Raw genomic sequence first — 18,094 nt, 5'->3', positions numbered from 1 at the left:
GCTCGACCTGTCATCCTGCTCTTGCAAATGAATTGCAGGTCGGGGTCGAGCATGACGATCGATGTCGTGAGCACGTCGAAGGATGTCGCGGACGCGGCACACCCCGCCGGGTGGCAACGGCCTCGGGGTGATCCGTCGCTGTTGGACGTCTTTCGATCGATCCCGGTTTCGGCCAAGGCCACTCCCTGGCGCAAGTTCCTCACATTTCTCGGGCCGGGCTATCTGGTGGCCGTCGGCTACATGGACCCTGGCAACTGGGCGACCTCGCTCGCGGGCGGCGCGCAGTTCGGTTACGCGCTGCTGGTCGTCGCACTCGTCTCCAATATCATGGCGATCATCCTGCAGTCGCTTTGCGCGCGGCTGGCGGTCGCGACAGGCAGGGACCTTGCGCAGGCCTGCCGTGATGCCTATCCGCGCTGGGTTTCGTGGCCGCTCTGGATCTTTGCGGAACTGGCGATCTGCGCGACCGACCTCGCCGAGGTCATCGGCACGGCAATCGGCCTCAATCTGCTCTTCGGAATTCCGCTCGAAATCGGCGTATTGATCACCGCGCTCGATGTCTTCGTCATCCTTTGGCTGCAGACCAAGGGTTTTCGCTGGATCGAAGCCTTCATCATCACGCTGCTCGGCGTCATCGCCGTCTGTTTCGCCGTCCAGATCGCACTCGCCGATCCGGACTGGGGCCAGGTCATTCGCGGCTTTGCCCCGACGACCGACATCGTCACCAATCCCAACATGCTCTACCTCGCGCTCGGCATCATCGGCGCGACGGTGATGCCGCATAACCTCTATCTGCATTCCGGCATCGTGCAGACCCGCGCCTATGGCGGCAGCCTGCCGGAGAAGCGCGAGGCGCTGAAATACGCGACACTGGATTCGACCGTCGCCTTGATGTTCGCACTGACTATCAACGCAGCGATCCTGATCCTCGCCGCCGCGACCTTCTACAAGACCGGTCAGAACACCGTCTCCGAACTCGGGCGCGCGCATGAACTGCTCGCCCCGCTGCTCGGCGCCTCGATCGCGCCATCGCTTTTCGCCATCGCGCTGCTCTGCTGCGGCCTGAACTCGACGGTGACCGCGACCATGGCGGGACAGATCGTCATGGAAGGCTTCATCGACATCAAGCTGCCGGCATGGCTGCGCCGCCTGGTCACGCGCCTGGTCGCCATCATCCCTGCCATCGTCGTGACGATCGTCTATGGCGAAGCGCAGACCGGCAAGCTGCTCATCCTCTCGCAGGTGATCCTGAGCTTCCAGCTGCCCTTCGCCATCGTGCCGCTCGTCATGTTCACGGCGTCGCGCAAGAAGATGGGCGAACTGGTCTCGCCGCGCTGGCTGACGGCGAGCGCCTTCGTCATCGCAGCGATCATCATCGCCCTGAACGTCAAGCTGATCTTCGACGTCGCCTTCGGCTGAACCGAGCGGACATCTACCGGTTCAGCCACCAGATCGAGATTGTCAGCACGGTCGCGAAGGACACCCAGGCGGCATAGGGCCAGAACAGGTTCGCCGCGAGACGATCGAGCGGGGCGAAGCGCTTGATCGTGATCAGGATCATCGCCAGCAGCGGCAGGATCACCAGGATCCCGGCGAGCGGACTCTGCATTCCGAAGAATGCGAATGACCACAGCACGTTCAGCAGAAGCTGGACATGATAGGCGATCAGCGCCCCGGACTTGCCGGGCGTCTCTGTCGGCAGTCGGAGGATGCGGTAGACGCTCAACGCCATGATCGCAAACAGCGCCGTCCAGACCGGCGCGAACAGCCAGTTCGGCGGGTTGAATGGCGGCTTGGCAAGCGTCGCATACCAGCCTGGGATTTGCGGAACGGTGGCCGCGCTGCCCAGCAGCGAGGCGGCGACCACCGGGACGATCGCAATCAGCAGATCGACCCAGATCGGCCTCGGCGAAGATCCGGCCTTGCTCGACAAAGTGCTCATGCCCCCAGCATGGGGTGCGTCTGCGGCATCGGCAAGCCGAGACCCTTGCGCCAACCCCCACGCCTGCGCCAGATGGACATTCCCGTTCCTCATGGAACCTTTCCGGAATCGCTCCATGACCAAGCGCCCGCTTCATCCCCGTTCGCTGGCCGCCCAGGCCATGGGCAAGATCGATCCGCTCACCAAGGGCGTCGTGACGCCGATCCATATCGCCACGACCTATATCCGCGACGAGGACAACGGCTACTCCTCCGGCTTCGTCTATGGACGCCCGGACAACGAGACGGTGCGCGAGGCGGAAGCCGTGCTCGCGATGCTGGAAGAGGCGAAGGCGGGGGCATTGCTCTTCAGCTCGGGCATGGCGGCCGCCACCGCTGTCTTCCAGGCGCTCTCGCCGGGCGATCATGTCGTCGCCTCGAAGGTGATGTACTGGGCGCTTCGCTCCTGGCTGCTGACCGAGGCCACGCGCTGGGGCCTGAAGGTCGAATTCGTCGAGACAGATGATTTCAACGCGCTGAAGGCCGCCGTAAAGCCAGGCGTCACCAAGCTGGTCTGGGCCGAGACGCCCTCGAACCCCCTCTGGACCATCACCGACATCGCCGGCGCCGCCGAGATCGCCCATGCGGCCGGTGCGAAGCTTGCGGTCGATTCGACCTGCGCGTCCCCGGTCCATACCCGGCCGCTTACGCTCGGCGCCGACATCGTCATGCACGCTGCCACCAAGGTGCTGAACGGCCATTCCGACGTCGTCGCCGGCGTCCTCTGCGCCCGCGAGGATGACGCCTTCTGGAACCGCGTGAAAACAGTCCGCAAGATGCAGGGCGGCATTCTCGGCCCCTTCGAGGCCTATCTGCTGATGCGCGGCATGCGCACCCTTCACGTCCGCCAGGAACGCCAGACGGCCTCCGCCATGACGCTCGCCCAGAAGCTCTCCGCCCACCCGCTGGTGGCCCGCGTGCTCTATCCCGGTCTGCCACAGCATCCGGGCCATGACATCGCGGCGCGCCAGATGCAGAACGGCTTTGGCTATATGCTGTCGATCCAGGTCACCGGCGGCGAGAGGGCGGCGATCAAGGCGGCGGCGCATGTCGAGCTCTACAAGCGCGCCACCTCGCTGGGCGGCGTCGAGAGCCTGATCGAGCATCGCGCCTCGATCGAGGGTGCAGGCTCGCCCTGCCCGATCGATCTGCTGCGCCTCTCGACCGGCATCGAAGATGTCGAGGACCTCTACAACGACCTCGACCAGGCGCTGAAGGCCGGACACACCTAGGGCCGGGTCGCCCGTGCCATAGCCAGCAGGCGCACGTGCCCCCCTTTCCACCGCCTTTGACCGGCGGCGGAAAGGGTCCCGAATTGCCGGTCGTTCGAGCAGCTTCAGGGCTGGAACAGGCCGCAGCCGTGGGAACGCATGCCGTCGCCCTGAATGGTGTCGTGGCTGCGCGCGCTTGCAGCGCACGAAGGGCATGGCCCGCCTCTTCCTCGGGCCTCCTGAAGCCATGGGAGCCAATCTCTGGGCCGTGTTCGGGTGCGGCCGCGAAACCTGAGCGCGCTGGCAGCCCGACCCGGTGCTTCCGAGCCCCTGGGGGACAAGGCCCACGATCAATCCGGTTGATCGTCACAGGTCTGCAACAGCCCATCGTTAGCTCTGCGCGGCATCAGCGAGGAGACGACGCTCATGACCGGCCAAGCCTTCGAAACGAATCGCCGCACGCTTCTGCTCGGCCTTGGCGCCGCAGCGCTGATACCGCAGGCGATGCCTGCCGCCGCGCGCAGCCTGCCGGCATTTCCGACCGTCAATCCCGGCACCGACACGAGCTACTGGAACACCGTGCGCGGCCTCTACAGCGTCACGCCCGACATGGTGAATCTCGAGAACGGCTATTGGGGCATCATGGCCGAGCCGGTGAAGGCCGAGTACAAGCGCCTGACCGACTTCGTGAACTTCGAGAACACGGTCTATGCCCGCAGCAGGATCGGCGCCGATCTCGACAATGTCCGCACCCCACTCGCAGCATTCCTCGGCGTTGCGCGCGAGGAGATCGCGCTGACGCGCGGCGCAACCGAGGCGCTCCAGGCGCTGATCTCCGGCTACAACAAGCTCAAGCCCGGCGACACCGTGCTCTATGCCGATCTCGACTACGATTCGATGCAGTATGCGATGAACTGGCTGAAGGCTCGGCGCGGTGTCGATGTCGTCAGGTTCGACATCCCGGAGCCCGCCACGCGCCAGGCCGTGCTCGACGCCTATGACGCAGCGCTCAAGGCCAATCCCAGGACGAAGCTTCTCCTGCTGACCCATATCAGCCATCGCACCGGGCTGATGATGCCGGTCAAGGAACTGGCCGCGATGGCCAAGGCGCGCGGTGCCGATGTCATCCTCGACGCGGCCCATAGCTGGGGCCAGGTTGCCTTTCAGGCCCGGGATCTCGGCGTCGATTTCATCGGCTTCAACCTGCACAAATGGATCGGCGCGCCGCTCGGTGTCGGCCTGCTCTACATTGCTAAGGACCGGCTCGGCGATATCGACCCCTATATGGCCGACGAGGATTTCAAGGCCGACGATGTCCGCTCGCGGATCCATACCGGCACGCCGAACTTCGCAGCGCAGCTCGCGGTCCCTGCCGCACTCGCCCTGCATCAGGAGATCGGCCCGGAGGCCAAGGAGGCGCGCTACCGCCACCTGCGCAATCACTGGGTCGCCAAGGCACGCGAACTCAAGGGCGTCGAGATCCAGACCCCGGACGATCCCGGCATGGTGGCCGGCATCACCTCGTTCGCCCTGGCCGGCAAGCGCAGCCCTGCGGAGACCAATGCGATCGTTGCGGAGCTGCGCGACAAGCACAAGGTGATGACCGTTCGCCGCGGCGGCGTCGCCAAGGGCAACACGATCCGGATCTCGCCGGCCCCCTACATCATGGAGGCGGATCTCGATCGCTTCGTCGAGGCCCTGGCGATCGTCTCCGGCAATCGCGCGGGATAAGCCAGCTCGTCGGCCCGCGCGAGCGCAGAGCTCGGCCGCGCCACATCCTCAAGAGGCAACAACGGGGATGAGGCGCGTCGCCGATCCCCGTCCTGTCTTCTCCCTCTCCTCGGAGAGGGAGAATCTCAGGCCTTCGCGACCTTCTGATAGTCCTTGACGTCGGAGAAGGTGATCTCCGGGACGCGCTCCGCATCGTATTTCAGCGTGAACTGGGACGAGGCCATGAAGACCGGGTCGCCGTCGAGATCGTCCGCCATCGAAGACGGCTTCAGCGCGACGAATTTTGCGAGCGCCGCCTGATCGTCCGAGGAGACCCAGCGCGCGATCGCGAACTGGCACGGCTCGAAATCGACGGGCAGCGAATACTCGACATCCATGCGCTCCTTCAGCACGTCGAGCTGCAATGCGCCGACCACGCCGACGATCGCCGGAGCGCCGTCATGCGGCAGGAAGAGCTGGACGACCCCCTCCTCCGCCATTTGCTGCAGGGCCTCGCGCAGCTTCTTCGCCTTCATCGCGTCCTTGAGCTTGACGCGGCGCAGGATTTCCGGCGCGAAGCTCGGCACGCCCTTGAAGACGATGTCCTCGCCCTCGGTGAGCGTATCGCCGATGCGCAAGGTACCGTGGTTCGGCAAGCCGACGATGTCGCCGGCAAAGGCCTCTTCGGCAATCGAGCGGTCTCGCGCAAAGAAGAACTGCGGCGCGTTCAGCGGCATCGGCTTGCCCGTGCGAACCAGCTTCGCCTTCATGCCGCGCGAAAGCTTGCCCGAGCAGACCCGCATGAAGGCGATGCGGTCGCGATGGTTCGGATCCATGTTCGCCTGGATCTTGAAGACGAAGCCGGTCATCTTCGGCTCTTCCGCCTCCACCGCGCGTTTGTCCGCGACCTGGGCGCGTGGGCTCGGAGCATGCCGGCCGAGCGCGTCGATCAGGTCGCGCACACCATAGTCACGCAGCGCCGCGCCGAAATAGACCGGCGTCAGATGGCCCTCGCGAAAGGACTCCAGGTCGAACGGCTTCAGGCCCTCGCGCGCCAGGAAAACCTCCTCGCGCCAGGTCTCGGCAAGGCCGTTCGGCAGGAGCTCGTCGAAGAGCGGATCGTCCTCGCCCGCAACGGGGGTTCCCGCGTCGCTCTCGTCGCCCTTCTGGTTGCGACGGAAGGTATTCGAGGCGAAATCGAGTGTCCCGACGAAGTCGCGCCCGCGCCCGACCGGCCAGGTCATCGGCGCGACGTCGAGCGCCAGCGTCGTCTCGATCTCGTTGATCAGGTCGAAGGGATCGCGCGTCTCGCGATCGACCTTGTTGATGAAGGTCACGATCGGGATGTCGCGCAGCCGGCAGACCTCGAACAGCTTCTTGGTCCGCGCCTCGATACCCTTGGCGGCGTCGATCACCATCACCGCGGAGTCGACCGCCGTCAGCGTGCGATAGGTGTCTTCCGAGAAGTCCTCGTGGCCCGGCGTGTCGAGCAGATTGAAGACGTGCCCGCCATACTCGAAGGTCATCACCGAGGTGACGACCGAGATGCCGCGCTGACGCTCGATCTTCATCCAGTCGGATGATGTCTGGCGGCGGCCCGCCTTGGCGCGCACTTCGCCCGCGAGCTGAATCGCGCCGCCGAAATAGAGCAGCTTCTCGGTCAGCGTCGTCTTGCCGGCGTCCGGGTGCGAGATGATGGCGAAGGTACGCCGGCGCGCATGCGGCGCGACGGCGGTCGCCGGGGCATCAAGGATGGAAATATCGGTCATGTCGGTGTGAAGACAGGAAGGGCGCCCGCTGTCAATGATCCGCAACGCGACTTCGACGCCAGCCGCGCCACCTGATGGGCCCGCAGATCACCATGGATTAACCATTCGCAGCCATCATCCGGCGCCGCGATCACATCTGCGCCAGCTGCGGCCGGCGCTTCAACCCACGAGCGGATGGCGTCCCTGCGCAAGATTTCCAGCCAGATCTTCGGAGCCGTCCTGCTTCTCGCCGTCACTGCCGCCCTGGCAACCATCCTCGGGGTCCAGGCGCTTGGCCGCTACGCGGCGATGACGGACGAGATGCAGCTCGCATCGCGCCGCGTGTTGATGGCCGAACGGATCAACGGGTTGGTCAACGCCGTCGTGATGGAAACGCGCGGGCTCTATATGAGCCGCGATTCTGCCGATGCCGAGCGCTTCGCCCAGCCACTCCTGGATGATCTTGCCCAGATCCATGAGGTCATGGACGATTGGCGCCCTCTCGTTCAGGCAGAGGACGGCGCAGCCTTCGCCGCTGTCTCCGACCAGATCGAGCAATTCATCCGCTTCCGGCGGGAGACGGTTCGGCTCGCACGCATCGAGGGCCCCTCCTCAGCAAACAGACACGGCAACAACGAGGTCAACCGGGCGAACCGCAAGGCACTGAACGAAGCGTTGAAACACATCGCGGTTCTCAACGACGTCAACAGCCGCATCATCGATTCCCGCCTCGACGCGCTGCAGGACAGCAGCGCGAGGCGGCAGACGCTGATCGGCGCTCTGATGATCGCGGCCGGTCTCGCTCTCGCGCTCTGGATCGTGCACCGGCGCGTTTCACAGCCGCTCAGGCGGTTGGCGGCAACGATGCGCCGCTTGGCACAGTCGGAACCGGTCGCCGAAATTCCTCTGGCGGCACGCCCGGACGAGATCGGCGATATGGCCCGCTCGGTCGTCGTCTTTCGCGACAACGCCATGGCGCGCGCCGAGCTCGAAGGCGCCGCCCGGGTGACCGAGGCCGCCCGTGCCGAGCGTCAGATCAGGATTGACGAACTCATCCGCAGCTTCGATGCCAGGATCGACGCCGTGCTGAAGACGGTGAGATCCGGTTCGAGCCAGATGGAGAGCACGGCCCGGACCTTGAACGATGCAGCGACGGCCGCAACCTCGCAGGCCGAAGACGCTCGCACTGCCTGCCTTGATGCCGCCGACAGCGTTCGCAATGTTGCCGCGGCTTCGGAACAGCTCTCCGGCTCGATCGCAGAGATCACGGGGCGGGTCGCCAAGGCCAATGGCGTCGTCGGCAATGCTGCGCGCGATGCCACCAGCGCGAGCGTGAATGTCGCCAACCTGACCTATGCCGCCGAAGAGATCGGCAAGATCGTCTCGATGATCCGCGACATCGCTGCCCAGACCAATCTCCTCGCCCTCAACGCCTCGATCGAGGCGGCACGTGCCGGCGAGGCCGGGCGCGGCTTCAGCATCGTCGCCGGCGAGGTGAAGACCCTGGCGAGCCGGACGTCCCAAGCGACGGATGAGATCGCCGCCCAGATCGCGGCCTTCGAAACCGAGACACGCGGCGCAGTCGCCGCAATCGAAGCGATCGCGGCGGTGATGGCCGAAGTGGCCCAGCACACCGTCGCGATTGCAGGGGCGACTGAGCAGCAGATGCAGGCAACGGCGCAGATCGCCCGCAATGCGCAGGCAACGTCGGATGGCACCATCCGCGTCTCGCGCAAGATGGAGGGGGTCACCGCCGCATCAGAGGAGACCATGCTTTCGGCAAGTCAGGTTCTGAAGACAGCCGAAAGCCTGAGTCGTGAGGCGGAGACGCTGCGGGGTGCCGTCGAGACCTTCTTCTCTGACGTCAAGGCGGCCTGAGGCCGGCTCAGGTCTTCAGGCGATATCCGGTCCGGAAGATCCAGCCGACCGTCGCAATGCAGGCGGCGAGGAAGACCAGCGTCATTCCCAGGCTGACGACGATGCCGACCTCGGAAACGCCGAAGAAGCTCCAGCGGAAACCGCTGATCAGGTAGACGACCGGGTTGAACAGCGCCACCGTCCGCCAGAATCCCGGCAGCATGTCGATCGAGTAGAACGACCCGCCGAGGAAGGTCAGTGGCGTCACCACGAGCAGCGGGATCACCTGCAGCTTCTCGAAACCGTCGGCCCAGATGCCGATGATGAAACCGAACAGGCTGAAGGTCATCGCGGTCAGAAACAGAAAAAGCAGCATCCAGAGCGGATGCTCGACCCTGAGCGGCACGAAGGCCGTCGCCGTCAGCAGGATGATCAGGCCGAGAAAGATCGATTTCGTGGCCGCCGCGCCGACATAGGCGATGACCGCCTCCCACCACGCCACGGGCGCCGAGAGCAGTTCGTAGATCGTGCCGGTGAATTTCGGGAAATAGATCGCGAAGGAGGCGTTGGCGATGCTCTGCGTCAGCAGCGAAAGCATGATCAGGCCGGGCACGATGAAGGAGCCATAGGCGACGCCGTCGATCGCCTGCATGCGCGAACCGATCGCGGCACCGAAGACGATGAAATAGAGCGAGGTCGAGATCACCGGCGAGACGATGCTCTGCAGTGGCGTACGCCAGGTGCGCGCCATCTCGAAGCGATAGATCGCGCGCATCGCGTGGAGATTGATAGCCATGATCAGTGCCGCTCCCTCACCAGGCTCACGAAGATGTCTTCCAGCGAGCTCTGGCTGGTGCGCAGATCCCTGAAGCGGATGCCTGCGGTCGCGAGATCCTGCAGGAGCGCGGTGATGCCGGTCCGCTCCGCCTTGGTGTCATAGGTATAGACCAGTTCCTCCCCCTCGGCCGCGAGCGCCAGATCATAGGCTGCAAGCCCCACCGGCAACGCGGCAAGCGGCTCCTGCAGGGAGAGCGAAAGCTGCTTCTTGCCGAGCTTGCGCATCAGCTCGGCCTTGTCCTCGACCAGGATGATCTCGCCCTTGCTGATCACGCCGATCCGGTCGGCCATCTCCTCGGCCTCCTCGATGTAATGCGTGGTCAGGATGATGGTGACGCCGTCGTCCCTGAGGCGCCGGACGAGCTTCCACATGTCCTGGCGGAGCTCGACATCGACGCCGGCCGTCGGCTCGTCGAGGAACAGGATCTGGGGTTCATGCGCCAGCGCCTTGGCGATCAGCACACGCCGCTTCATACCGCCCGAGAGCGTCATGATCCGGTTGTCGCGCTTGTCCCAGAGGGAGAGATCCTTGAGCACGCGCTCGACATGGGCCGGGTTCCGCGGCTGGCCGAACAGCCCCCGGCTGAAGCTGACCGTCGCCGAGACGGTCTCAAAGGCGTCCGTGGTCAGCTCCTGCGGCACCAGCCCGATGCGCGCGCGCGCGGCCCGATAGTCCTTGATGATGTCATGACCATCGGCGAGCACGCTGCCGGAGGTCGGGTTCACCAGTCCGCAGATGATGCTGATCAACGTCGTCTTGCCGGCACCGTTGGGTCCGAGCAGGGCGAAGATCTCGCCGCGGCGGATTTCCAGATCGACCGATTTCAGTGCGCTGAAGCCGGACGCGTAGGTCTTGGACAGGTTGGAAACGCGGATGATGGACATGGCCACGATATAGGGGAAGCGACGGAGGGATGCGACCGCGCCGCCATGCGCCGCGAGCACGTCAGCAGATCATATGACGACTGACTGATTTCGTCAGCAGTAAAATGCCAATGGCCGGGACAAGCCCGGCCATCCCCAATCCTCGCTAGCCCTTCGTCTCAGCGCATGAAGAACCAGAGCAGGATGATGACGGGAATCGGCACGCCAAGCAGCCAAAGTGCAATCGAACGCATTGGGACAGCCCCTTATGAATGATCGTGCTGGAGCAACGTCCTGAGGCTGCCCAAGGTTCCGGCCGCTCCCTCCTCGCTTCCTCGGGCGCAGCCTCACGAAAACAGCGTCGCGCTTCCATGCCAGAGCGGACGATAGCCATGCGCGAGGGCCGCGATGGTCGCAGGCGGCGTCAGTACCAGGACGGTCCCGGGCGCCCGCCGCCGTCGCTCGATATATCCGTTGGGAGACCAGAGCAGCGCGGCCTCACCGCGCAAGGCCAGCCACTCGCCGGCCCCAGCCTCGATCATGGTTCCGTCCGGCAATCGATCGGCCTGAAGCCGGTGCTTCTGCTTGGCTCGTCCGATCCGGCGCTCGCCATCCAGAATCCGGTCGATCTCGGGAAAGAGCGGCTCGGACATGAGGCCGAGGCCTCGGACCAGCGCCGCACGGTAGCCGAGCGCATCCGCCCGCCGGCACTCCATGCAGGGCCGGTGCCCGGCCGCAAGCGCCGTCACCTCGTCGCAAAAGAACAGCTCGGTGTAACCGTTGCCCCAGACCTGTCGCCGTCGCCCCTTGAAGGAGAGCACGCAACAGATCCACTGCCGCGTGGCGTGCGACCGGATCGGCGCGGCCTGCGTCTGCGGATCGTGAAACCGGCCGCCGCGATTGCCGAACAGCAGGCCATGCGCAGGGTCGCGGGCGAGCGAGCCGTCGGGCCTTACACGGTTGGGCAGGGGCATGGCTGGCTCCTGGGATCTCTCTTCAGAACTTGGCACATCATGCTGCCGGATCCTGTCGGCAGCATTCTTCCCTCCCTGCTTGCGGCACCATGCCCATCTGGCCGGCCACGCGACTTTGCGGCAGTCTTGCCTCTATCGGGAGCGTTCGAACGGGCGTCGGGGCGACATGATCGAGCACCAGAAGGGCGGCCTCGTACCGCACCCCGACCGCGAGGTCATTCTCGCCGAGGTCCACGCCCGCCCCTTCGCGCCGATCGAGACCCCGCGCCGCCTGCTGCATTTCGCCTTCCTGACCGATGCGGCTCAAGCGGCGGCAGACCGCGACGCCTTGGCTCGATTTTGTTCCGAGCGCGGTGTGACGCCCCTGGCCGAAGGCGCCAAGCATCACCGCGCCCGCCTCGCGGAGATTGGCCTGCGCTGGGAACAGCATAGCGAGTTCACGACCTATAGCTGGGAATTGCCATCGCCCGAACGTTCCGCCTTCGTTCCGACGGCAATCGATCTGCAGCATCCCATGCACGAGTTGCCGCAGCCCGGCCCTCACCTCGTCTCGATCGACCTCCATCTCCTGCCCGCGATCGGGGCCGTGGAGCTGGATGCGATCTTCGATCCTGCGAGCCTCGCCGCATCGCTCGTCGATAATGCAAGCGCCATTGCGGCAACCGATTTCCGGGTCAGTGCCGGCGGGTTCGTCCGCATCCTCCTGCTTGACCGCGAACTGACATCGTCCCGTTCGGGGGCCCTGACCCAGAGGCTTCTGGAGATCGAAACCTATCGGACATTGGCTCTGCTCGGCCTGCCGGAGGCGCAGCGCATCGGCCCATCGGTGCGTGCCACGGAGGAAACGCTGGTGCGCATTGCCTCGACGATGACGGCGACGGAGGGCCTTGTCTCCGACAATGCGCTGCTCGACGAGATGACCGCGCTCGCCGCGCGTCTCGAATCCGAGGCGGCGTCCACGAACTATCGTTTCGGTGCGAGCCGCGCCTATGACAACATCGTCCAGCAGCGCCTGATCGCGATCGGCGAAACGCCGCATGCCGGCTGGCCGACGCTCGCAGCCTTCCTGTCCCGGCGGATGGCGCCAGCGATGCGCACCTGCCAGATGCTGCAGGAGCGCCAGACCGACCTGTCGCGCAAACTCGCGCGCGCCGCCAATCTGCTACGCACCCGCGTCGATGTCGCACTCGAGCAGCAGAACCGCGACCTGCTGGCGGCCATGAACGAGCGCACCCGCCTCCAGCTGCGGCTGCAGCAGACGGTCGAGGGCCTCTCGGTCGCGGCGATCGGCTATTACGTCGTCAGCCTCTTCGGTTACCTCGCCAAGGGCGCGAAGGATGCCGGCTTCCTGCCCATCGACGTCGGCATGGCGACAGCGCTCTTCGTACCCATCGCCCTCATCGGGGTCTGGGCGGCGGTCCGACGCATCCGGCGCGGGCATAGCGAAGAGAGCTGAGCACGGGCCGGTGCCGCTCCTGACATCTACTGACATCAAGTACCGTCACAACTCCCGCCATCGCCGCGACGACGCACCCTCTCGGGAGCGCCGTCCTCATGATGGAGAGAGCCATGCTGACCTTCTACCACGCCCCGCAATCGCGTTCCTTCGGCGTGCTCTGGCTCCTGGAAGAACTCGGGCAGCCCTACCGGATGGAGATGATCGATATTCGCGCCAAGAGCGGTGCCCCCGAGGACTACCGCGCCATCCAGCCGCACAAGAAGGTACCCGCCGTCATCCATGACGGTATCATCGTCACCGAGCGTGCCGCGATCTGCATCTACCTCGCCGACGCCTTCCCCCAGGCGGGTCTCGCGCCTGCGCTGAGTGATCCCGCGCGAGCCCCCTATCTGACGGCCCTCGTCTATACCGACGCAGTACTCGACCCGATCATCGCGACCAGGGCGACCAATATCGATTACGTCCCGCAGCATTTCTCCTTCGGGTCGCACGAGGACACCGTTGCCTATCTGGAGAAGCGCCTCGGCAATCAAGATTTCGCGGCCGGCGACCGCTTCACCGCCGCCGACACCCAGCTCGGCAGCGGCATCCATTTCGGCATGAACATTATCGGCGCGCTGCCGCGCCTGCCTGTCTTCGAGGCCTATCTCGCTCGCGTATTCTCGCGGCCGGCGTTGCAGCGCACCCTCGACAAGGATGGTGTCCTTGAAGAAGGGCAGGTCGCCTGAGCGCAGGTCTCGAGGATCGGTCGATCTTGCATGCCCCGGCGACCGCCATGCCCGCCAGAACCGGCGGGGAACAGGGCATGCGAGATCCGCGAGACTTGTCCCCAAGGCCTCAGCATCTTTTTAAGGTTACGGTTAGGTAAGGTCGCTGACGTAAGGCATTTGAAGTATTTTCAGCCGCATTCAGGGCCCGTCAAGAACGCGGACAAATGCTGCCCCGATGAATTCCTACATACCCCTGATTCTGTTTACCGTGCTGACCAACGCAGCCGCGCAACTGATGCTGAAACGGGGCATGACCGGCATCGGTAACCTCGATATCGCGAATGACGGACTGATCTGGACCGTATTTCGGGTCGTCTTCAACCCCTTCGTCTTCGCCGGCCTCTGCACCTTCGTGGTCAGCATGGCCTCGCATCTGATCGTATTGTCCAAGGTACAGATCAGTTACGCCTACCCGTTCCTGAGCCTCGCTTACGTCGTGGTCGCGGTCTACGCCTACTTCGTCTTCCAGGAAGACCTGAGCCCTGCCCGCATCGCCGGCATTGGCTTCATCGTCGTTGGCACCATCTTCATCGCACAGAGCTGAGTCATGATGGACCTGATCGCACGCTTCATTCTCCGCCTCGGCATCCTGTTCGAACCGCCCGAGAACAGACCCGCCTTGCGCCCGGTGCCCGTGCCCGTGCCGGTCCGTGACCGGCGCCCTCGCCTTCCCGACACGTCGCGCTAACGCATCTCATCATCGAACCAGCGGCAAACTCAGCATGAAACACATCATTATCGGCGGAGACGGCTTCGTCGGCTCGCATCTCGCGGCGGACCTCGCCGCCATGGGCGAGGAGGTGCTGGTCGCGGATATCCAGAAGAGCGGTCACGCCCATTACGCGGCGGTCCCCTTCCAGACGATCGACGTAACCAGAGCCGAGAGCGTGGAGAGCATCCCGCTCGGCCAGGATGATCTCGTCTACAATCTCTCGGCCAAGATGCTCTCGCCGATCGTGACCCGTCGGGAACGCCACGATTTCTTCTGGCCGGTGAACTATCACGGCACCGCCAACATCCTGAACTGGATGGAGAAGCGCGGCGCCAACAAGCTCGTCCACTTCACCACGGACATGATCTACGGCCACTCCATCACCGTGCCGCAGGACGAGACCCATCCGGCAAGACCCCTCGGCGAATATGGCGAGAGCAAGCTCGCCACGGAGACCCTGGCGCAGACCTATCGCGACAAGGGTTTTCGGATCCCGATCTTCCGGCCGCGCCTGATCATCGGCCCGGGCCGCCTCGGCATCCTCGTCAAGCTCTTCCGCCTGATCGACATGAACCTGCCGGTACCGATGATCGGCGGCGGCGGCAATCCCTACCAGTTCATCTCGGTGTTCGACTGCGCCAGCGCCTGCACCGCAGCCTGGAAGGCCGACTTCCCCAACAGCGCCTATAATCTCGGCTCGGACGATCCGCCGCCGGTGAAGAAGCTGCTGGGCGACCTGATCAGGCACGCCGGCTCGAGATCGATCCTGCTGCCGACGCCTGCACCATTGGTCAAGTTCGCCTTGAACACGCTTGACGCGATCAATCTGCCGATCATGGACCCGGAACAGTACATGATCGCCGACGAGATCTGCATTCTCGACACCAGCAAGGCCAAGCGCGAGCTCGGCTGGACCCCGAAATACCGCGACGAGGACATGCTGCTCGCCGCCTATACCGAATATCGCAAGAGCAAGGGCGAGCAGAGGAGCAAGGCCGCATGAGCATGCCAGCTTTCAGGAACGACGATTCCCCAGCCCGCCCGAAGCTGATGAGCGTCGAGGAGGCCAAACAGCTCGACGCCGCACAGGTGAAGGAGCTCTTTGCCAACCACATCAACCCCGGACAGCTGCATTTCCTCAAGCTGCTCGGCTTCGACAAGATCATCGTCGATCGTGCCGAGGGCATGCATTACATCACCCGGGACGGACGCAAGATCCTCGATTTCTTCGGCGGGTTCTGCTCAGTCGCCTTCGGCCATAACCACCCGCGCATCATCGCCGCCCGGCAGAAGTTCCAGGACGAGAACCGCCACGAGATCTGCATGGCGTTCATGTCGCAATATGCGGCCGCCCTGGCCCGGAATCTCGCCACGATCTCGCCCGGCGATCTCGACATGGTCTTTCTCGGCTCGACGGGCTCGGAAGCCATGGAAGCTGCGCTGAAGGTCGCCGAGCAGGTTCAGGGCCCGGGCAAGTCGAAGATCCTGCATGCCGCGAATTCGTTCCACGGCAAGACCAAGGGCGTGCTCTCGGTCACGGATTCGACGCTCTACCAGTCCCACTTCAAGCTCGTCGAAAACCGGGTCAAGGTGCCGTTCGGCAATATCGAGGCCGTGCGCCTGGCGCTCGAATCCGATCCGGCGATCGGCATCGTCGTGATGGAGACGATCCAGGGTGGCGGCGGCATCGTCGAAGCCCCCGAAGGCTTYTGGCGCGACTTGCGCGCGCTCTGCGACAAGCACGGCGTGCTCTGGATTGCCGACGAAGTGCAGTGCGGGCTCGGCCGCACCGGCCAGTTCTTCGCCTTCGAGCGTGACGGGGTCGTGCCCGACGTCACCGCACTCGCCAAGGCTCTCGGCGGCTCCAAGGCTGCGATGGGTGCGATGATCGCCCGGCGCGAACTCTACATGAAGGCCTATGGCAAGCCGAAAACCGCATTGATCCATGCCCAGGCCACCTTTGGCGGCATGGGCGAGGCCTGCGTCAGCGCGATCGAGGCCCTCAACGTGCTCTATGAGGAAGACCTCATGGGCAACGCCAAGCGCCAGGGCGACTACCTGATCGAGCGGCTGAACACCCTTCGCGCCAAGCACCCGACGCTGCTCAAGGAGATCCGCGGCCGCGGCCTGATGATCGGCGTCGAGTTCCAGGACATCAGCGAGGCCATGCCTTTCGGCGTCAAGCACATGGTCGCGCTGCTCGACGACAAGCTGAAGGGGTCGCTCTGCGGCTTTGTCGGCGCGCTGCTCCTGAAGGATTACGACGTGCTCGTCGCCTTCACCGAATACAACCGCAACGTCATCCGCCTCGAACCGCCGCTGATCGTGACGCGAGAGCAATGCGACCAGTTCATCGAAGCACTCGACGACCTGCTCTCGCGCGGCATCACGCGGATCGTCACCGATTATCTGCGCAAGGTTGCGACCGCGAAGAACTGAGCTCCCTGCCCAGCCGCTTCCCCAGGGCCGGCATGCGCCGGCCCTTTTGCATCGCAGCGCCTGCTGACAGAAATCCGTGGCCGCTCGTGCAGAACTCTCCCTTCCGCAGCATCGGTCCGGTGAACCATGTTGAGCCATCTCTCCTTCGGCGTGTCCGATCTCCCACGGGCGATTGCCTTCTATGATGCTGCACTGGCGCCGCTCGGCCTCGTGCGGGTCTGGACGGTTGCCGATGGAGCAGGCTACGGGCCGCCGAATGGCGGCGATCTCCTGGCGCTGAAGCTGCAGGCTGGCCCGGTCACTCCGCCCGGACCGGGGTTCCACCTCGCTTTCGCGGCGGGGACGCGTCAGGCTGCCGATGAGTTTCATCGGGCCGCGCTTGCGGCAGGCGGACGGGACAACGGCGCGCCCGGGTTGCGACTGCGCTATGCACCTGACTATTACGCCGCCTTCGTCATCGATCCGGAAGGCTATCGGCTTGAAGCCGTCACCCGGGCGACCGCCTGAACGACGTTCAGCCAGCGGTCACGCGGCGCCAGAAGCCGGATGAGAAGCCCGGATCGACATGCCGGGCAAAATCCCGCCACTGCGGAAAGGATGCCTGGAAGGTTGCAGGCGACATGCGGGCATCCTTGTAAGGGTTCACCCGGCCGCCCGCCGCGATTGCCACGCGATCAAGCTCGTCCAGCAGCTTGAGCGTCCGCTCGCCGCGATGCGGGAAATCGAGCGTCAGCGTCGCGCCCGCAACCGGAAACGACATGATGCCTGGCGACGGCACGGCCCCAAACAGCTTCAGCACCGTCAGAAAGGATGCCTCGCCAGCCGCGAGCGTCCGCCTCAGCATCTCCTCGACCGCCCTATGCGCCTGCGCCATCGGCACCGCGCATTGAAACTGGCGCAGGCCCCGCGGGCCATAGGCGCGGTTCCAGTTGCTCACCCGGTCGAGCGGGTAGAAGAACGGCCGATAGGGAATGCGCCTCGGCTCCGGCGAACGCGGCTGCGCGGCCCGATAGAGCATGTTGAAGGCACGCAGCGTCAGGCGGTTGATCAGCGGAAAGGGAGGATTGATCGGGAATGGCAGCGGGCGCGCTGCGCGCGACTGCGGCAGTTCCGACGCCGGAGCATGATTGGCACGGAAAAAGACGCCGCGTCCGAAGCCGGTCCCGCCAGCAAGCGAGTCGATCCAGGCCACGGTGTAGTCATGGGTTGCATCGGATTCCGCCGCGACTTCGAAGAAGCGCTCGAGGCTCGGGAAATGGATCGCCTCCTGACGCATCTCGGCGGATGGGATCGGCATCAGCTGCAATGTCACCTGGGTGATCAACCCGGTCAGCCCATAGCCGCCGATCGTGGCGGCGAAGAGCTCTCTGTTCATGTCAGGCGCGCAGGTGAGCCGGGCCCCGTCCGAACGCGCCAGCTCGAAGGCACGCACATGCCGCCCGAACGTGCCGGCGCGATGGTGGTTCTTGCCGTGCACGTCGTTGGCGAGCGCCCCGCCAACGGTGACGAAGGCGGTGCCCGGCGTGACCGGCA

General features: G+C 64.8%; 17 protein-coding genes. 11 read left to right on the top strand and 6 right to left on the bottom strand.

Annotation, left to right across the window (positions count from 1 at the left end; genetic code table 11):
- Positions 1-51: 51 nt before the first annotated feature.
- Positions 52-1,419: an Nramp family divalent metal transporter gene (locus tag AC1DW9_RS07345; RefSeq protein WP_441492207.1), complete on the top strand. Its 1,368-nt coding sequence runs from the start codon at positions 52-54 to the stop codon at positions 1,417-1,419.
- Between the two features lie 13 nt (positions 1,420-1,432).
- Here the strand turns inward: AC1DW9_RS07345 and AC1DW9_RS07340 are convergent, their stop codons facing one another.
- The gene (locus tag AC1DW9_RS07340) at positions 1,433-1,942 is read right to left on the bottom strand and encodes a TspO/MBR family protein (protein ID WP_476775265.1); all 510 of its coding nucleotides are present in this window, start codon (positions 1,940-1,942) and stop codon (positions 1,433-1,435) included.
- A 115-nt stretch (positions 1,943-2,057) separates the two neighbouring features.
- Between AC1DW9_RS07340 and AC1DW9_RS07335 the strand changes: the two genes are divergently transcribed.
- Both AC1DW9_RS07335 and AC1DW9_RS07330 read left to right on the top strand, forming a co-directional pair.
- Complete coding sequence (locus AC1DW9_RS07335) at positions 2,058-3,212, top strand: trans-sulfuration enzyme family protein (RefSeq protein WP_476775264.1); 1,155 nt, start codon at positions 2,058-2,060, stop codon at positions 3,210-3,212.
- Positions 3,213-3,617: 405 nt separating this feature from the next.
- Positions 3,618-4,922, top strand: a complete 1,305-nt coding sequence (locus AC1DW9_RS07330; protein ID WP_476775263.1) for an aminotransferase class V-fold PLP-dependent enzyme — start codon at positions 3,618-3,620, stop codon at positions 4,920-4,922.
- A gap of 125 nt (positions 4,923-5,047) precedes the next feature.
- On the opposite strand, the gene AC1DW9_RS07325 is transcribed toward AC1DW9_RS07330, so the two are convergent.
- The gene (locus AC1DW9_RS07325) at positions 5,048-6,670 is read right to left on the bottom strand and encodes a peptide chain release factor 3 (RefSeq protein ID WP_441493229.1); all 1,623 of its coding nucleotides are present in this window, start codon (positions 6,668-6,670) and stop codon (positions 5,048-5,050) included.
- Positions 6,671-6,844: 174 nt separating this feature from the next.
- Here AC1DW9_RS07325 and AC1DW9_RS07320 point away from each other — a divergent pair, with 174 nt between their 5' ends.
- Positions 6,845-8,527 carry a methyl-accepting chemotaxis protein gene (locus tag AC1DW9_RS07320; protein ID WP_476775262.1) on the top strand — a complete coding sequence of 561 codons (1,683 nt, stop codon included), beginning with the start codon at positions 6,845-6,847 and terminating at the stop codon, positions 8,525-8,527.
- Positions 8,528-8,534: 7 nt separating this feature from the next.
- Here AC1DW9_RS07320 and AC1DW9_RS07315 read toward each other — a convergent pair whose 3' ends face one another.
- The 3 genes from AC1DW9_RS07315 to AC1DW9_RS07305 form a co-directional block, all read right to left on the bottom strand.
- The gene (locus AC1DW9_RS07315; RefSeq protein WP_069882401.1) at positions 8,535-9,296 is read right to left on the bottom strand and encodes an ABC transporter permease; all 762 of its coding nucleotides are present in this window, start codon (positions 9,294-9,296) and stop codon (positions 8,535-8,537) included.
- Between the two features lie 8 nt (positions 9,297-9,304).
- Complete coding sequence (locus AC1DW9_RS07310; protein ID WP_476775375.1) at positions 9,305-10,228, bottom strand: ABC transporter ATP-binding protein; 924 nt, start codon at positions 10,226-10,228, stop codon at positions 9,305-9,307.
- Positions 10,229-10,554: 326 nt separating this feature from the next.
- Positions 10,555-11,181, bottom strand: coding sequence for a hypothetical protein (locus tag AC1DW9_RS07305; RefSeq protein WP_476775261.1), 627 nt, complete (start codon positions 11,179-11,181; stop codon positions 10,555-10,557).
- A gap of 166 nt (positions 11,182-11,347) precedes the next feature.
- Between AC1DW9_RS07305 and AC1DW9_RS07300 the strand changes: the two genes are divergently transcribed.
- From AC1DW9_RS07300 to AC1DW9_RS07270, 7 genes are all read left to right on the top strand, one after another.
- The gene (locus AC1DW9_RS07300; RefSeq protein WP_476775260.1) at positions 11,348-12,637 is read left to right on the top strand and encodes a DUF3422 family protein; all 1,290 of its coding nucleotides are present in this window, start codon (positions 11,348-11,350) and stop codon (positions 12,635-12,637) included.
- Positions 12,638-12,750: 113 nt separating this feature from the next.
- Positions 12,751-13,368, top strand: a complete 618-nt coding sequence (locus AC1DW9_RS07295; protein ID WP_441493225.1) for a glutathione S-transferase family protein — start codon at positions 12,751-12,753, stop codon at positions 13,366-13,368.
- A gap of 217 nt (positions 13,369-13,585) precedes the next feature.
- Positions 13,586-13,954 carry a DMT family transporter gene (locus tag AC1DW9_RS07290; protein WP_441505650.1) on the top strand — a complete coding sequence of 123 codons (369 nt, stop codon included), beginning with the start codon at positions 13,586-13,588 and terminating at the stop codon, positions 13,952-13,954.
- 3 nt (positions 13,955-13,957) lie between these two features.
- Positions 13,958-14,098 carry a hypothetical protein gene (locus tag AC1DW9_RS07285; RefSeq protein ID WP_441505651.1) on the top strand — a complete coding sequence of 47 codons (141 nt, stop codon included), beginning with the start codon at positions 13,958-13,960 and terminating at the stop codon, positions 14,096-14,098.
- Between the two features lie 34 nt (positions 14,099-14,132).
- Entirely contained in the window at positions 14,133-15,125 is a 993-nt protein-coding gene (locus AC1DW9_RS07280) for an NAD-dependent epimerase/dehydratase family protein (RefSeq protein WP_476775259.1), read from the top strand.
- Positions 15,122-16,561 carry an aspartate aminotransferase family protein gene (locus AC1DW9_RS07275; RefSeq protein WP_476775258.1) on the top strand — a complete coding sequence of 480 codons (1,440 nt, stop codon included), beginning with the start codon at positions 15,122-15,124 and terminating at the stop codon, positions 16,559-16,561. Before AC1DW9_RS07280 ends, AC1DW9_RS07275 begins: the two co-directional genes overlap by 4 nt.
- A gap of 126 nt (positions 16,562-16,687) precedes the next feature.
- Positions 16,688-17,068, top strand: coding sequence for a VOC family protein (locus AC1DW9_RS07270; RefSeq protein WP_476775257.1), 381 nt, complete (start codon positions 16,688-16,690; stop codon positions 17,066-17,068).
- A gap of 7 nt (positions 17,069-17,075) precedes the next feature.
- Here the strand turns inward: AC1DW9_RS07270 and AC1DW9_RS07265 are convergent.
- The coding region (locus tag AC1DW9_RS07265) for an FAD-binding protein (RefSeq protein ID WP_476775256.1) at positions 17,076-18,094 on the bottom strand (1,019 nt) is incomplete at its 5' end.

It is taken from the genome of Allobosea sp. P4_E12, assembly GCF_056401655.1.
This window is presented reverse-complemented; position numbering and strand designations above follow the sequence as displayed.

What these genes read in the sequence shown, in the direction of transcription:
- AC1DW9_RS07345 (WP_441492207.1), top strand. Translation starts at nt 52, where the DNA reads ATGACGATCGATGTCGTGAGCACGTCGAAGGATGTCGCGGACGCGGCA.
- AC1DW9_RS07340 (WP_476775265.1), bottom strand. Translation starts at nt 1,942, where the DNA reads ATGAGCACTTTGTCGAGCAAGGCCGGATCTTCGCCGAGGCCGATCTGG.
- AC1DW9_RS07335 (WP_476775264.1), top strand. Translation starts at nt 2,058, where the DNA reads ATGACCAAGCGCCCGCTTCATCCCCGTTCGCTGGCCGCCCAGGCCATG.
- AC1DW9_RS07330 (WP_476775263.1), top strand. Translation starts at nt 3,618, where the DNA reads ATGACCGGCCAAGCCTTCGAAACGAATCGCCGCACGCTTCTGCTCGGC.
- AC1DW9_RS07325 (WP_441493229.1), bottom strand. Translation starts at nt 6,670, where the DNA reads ATGACCGATATTTCCATCCTTGATGCCCCGGCGACCGCCGTCGCGCCG.
- AC1DW9_RS07320 (WP_476775262.1), top strand. Translation starts at nt 6,845, where the DNA reads ATGGCGTCCCTGCGCAAGATTTCCAGCCAGATCTTCGGAGCCGTCCTG.
- AC1DW9_RS07310 (WP_476775375.1), bottom strand. Translation starts at nt 10,228, where the DNA reads ATGTCCATCATCCGCGTTTCCAACCTGTCCAAGACCTACGCGTCCGGC.
- AC1DW9_RS07305 (WP_476775261.1), bottom strand. Translation starts at nt 11,181, where the DNA reads ATGCCCCTGCCCAACCGTGTAAGGCCCGACGGCTCGCTCGCCCGCGAC.
- AC1DW9_RS07300 (WP_476775260.1), top strand. Translation starts at nt 11,348, where the DNA reads ATGATCGAGCACCAGAAGGGCGGCCTCGTACCGCACCCCGACCGCGAG.
- AC1DW9_RS07295 (WP_441493225.1), top strand. Translation starts at nt 12,751, where the DNA reads ATGCTGACCTTCTACCACGCCCCGCAATCGCGTTCCTTCGGCGTGCTC.
- AC1DW9_RS07290 (WP_441505650.1), top strand. Translation starts at nt 13,586, where the DNA reads ATGAATTCCTACATACCCCTGATTCTGTTTACCGTGCTGACCAACGCA.
- AC1DW9_RS07285 (WP_441505651.1), top strand. Translation starts at nt 13,958, where the DNA reads ATGATGGACCTGATCGCACGCTTCATTCTCCGCCTCGGCATCCTGTTC.
- AC1DW9_RS07280 (WP_476775259.1), top strand. Translation starts at nt 14,133, where the DNA reads ATGAAACACATCATTATCGGCGGAGACGGCTTCGTCGGCTCGCATCTC.
- AC1DW9_RS07270 (WP_476775257.1), top strand. Translation starts at nt 16,688, where the DNA reads ATGTTGAGCCATCTCTCCTTCGGCGTGTCCGATCTCCCACGGGCGATT.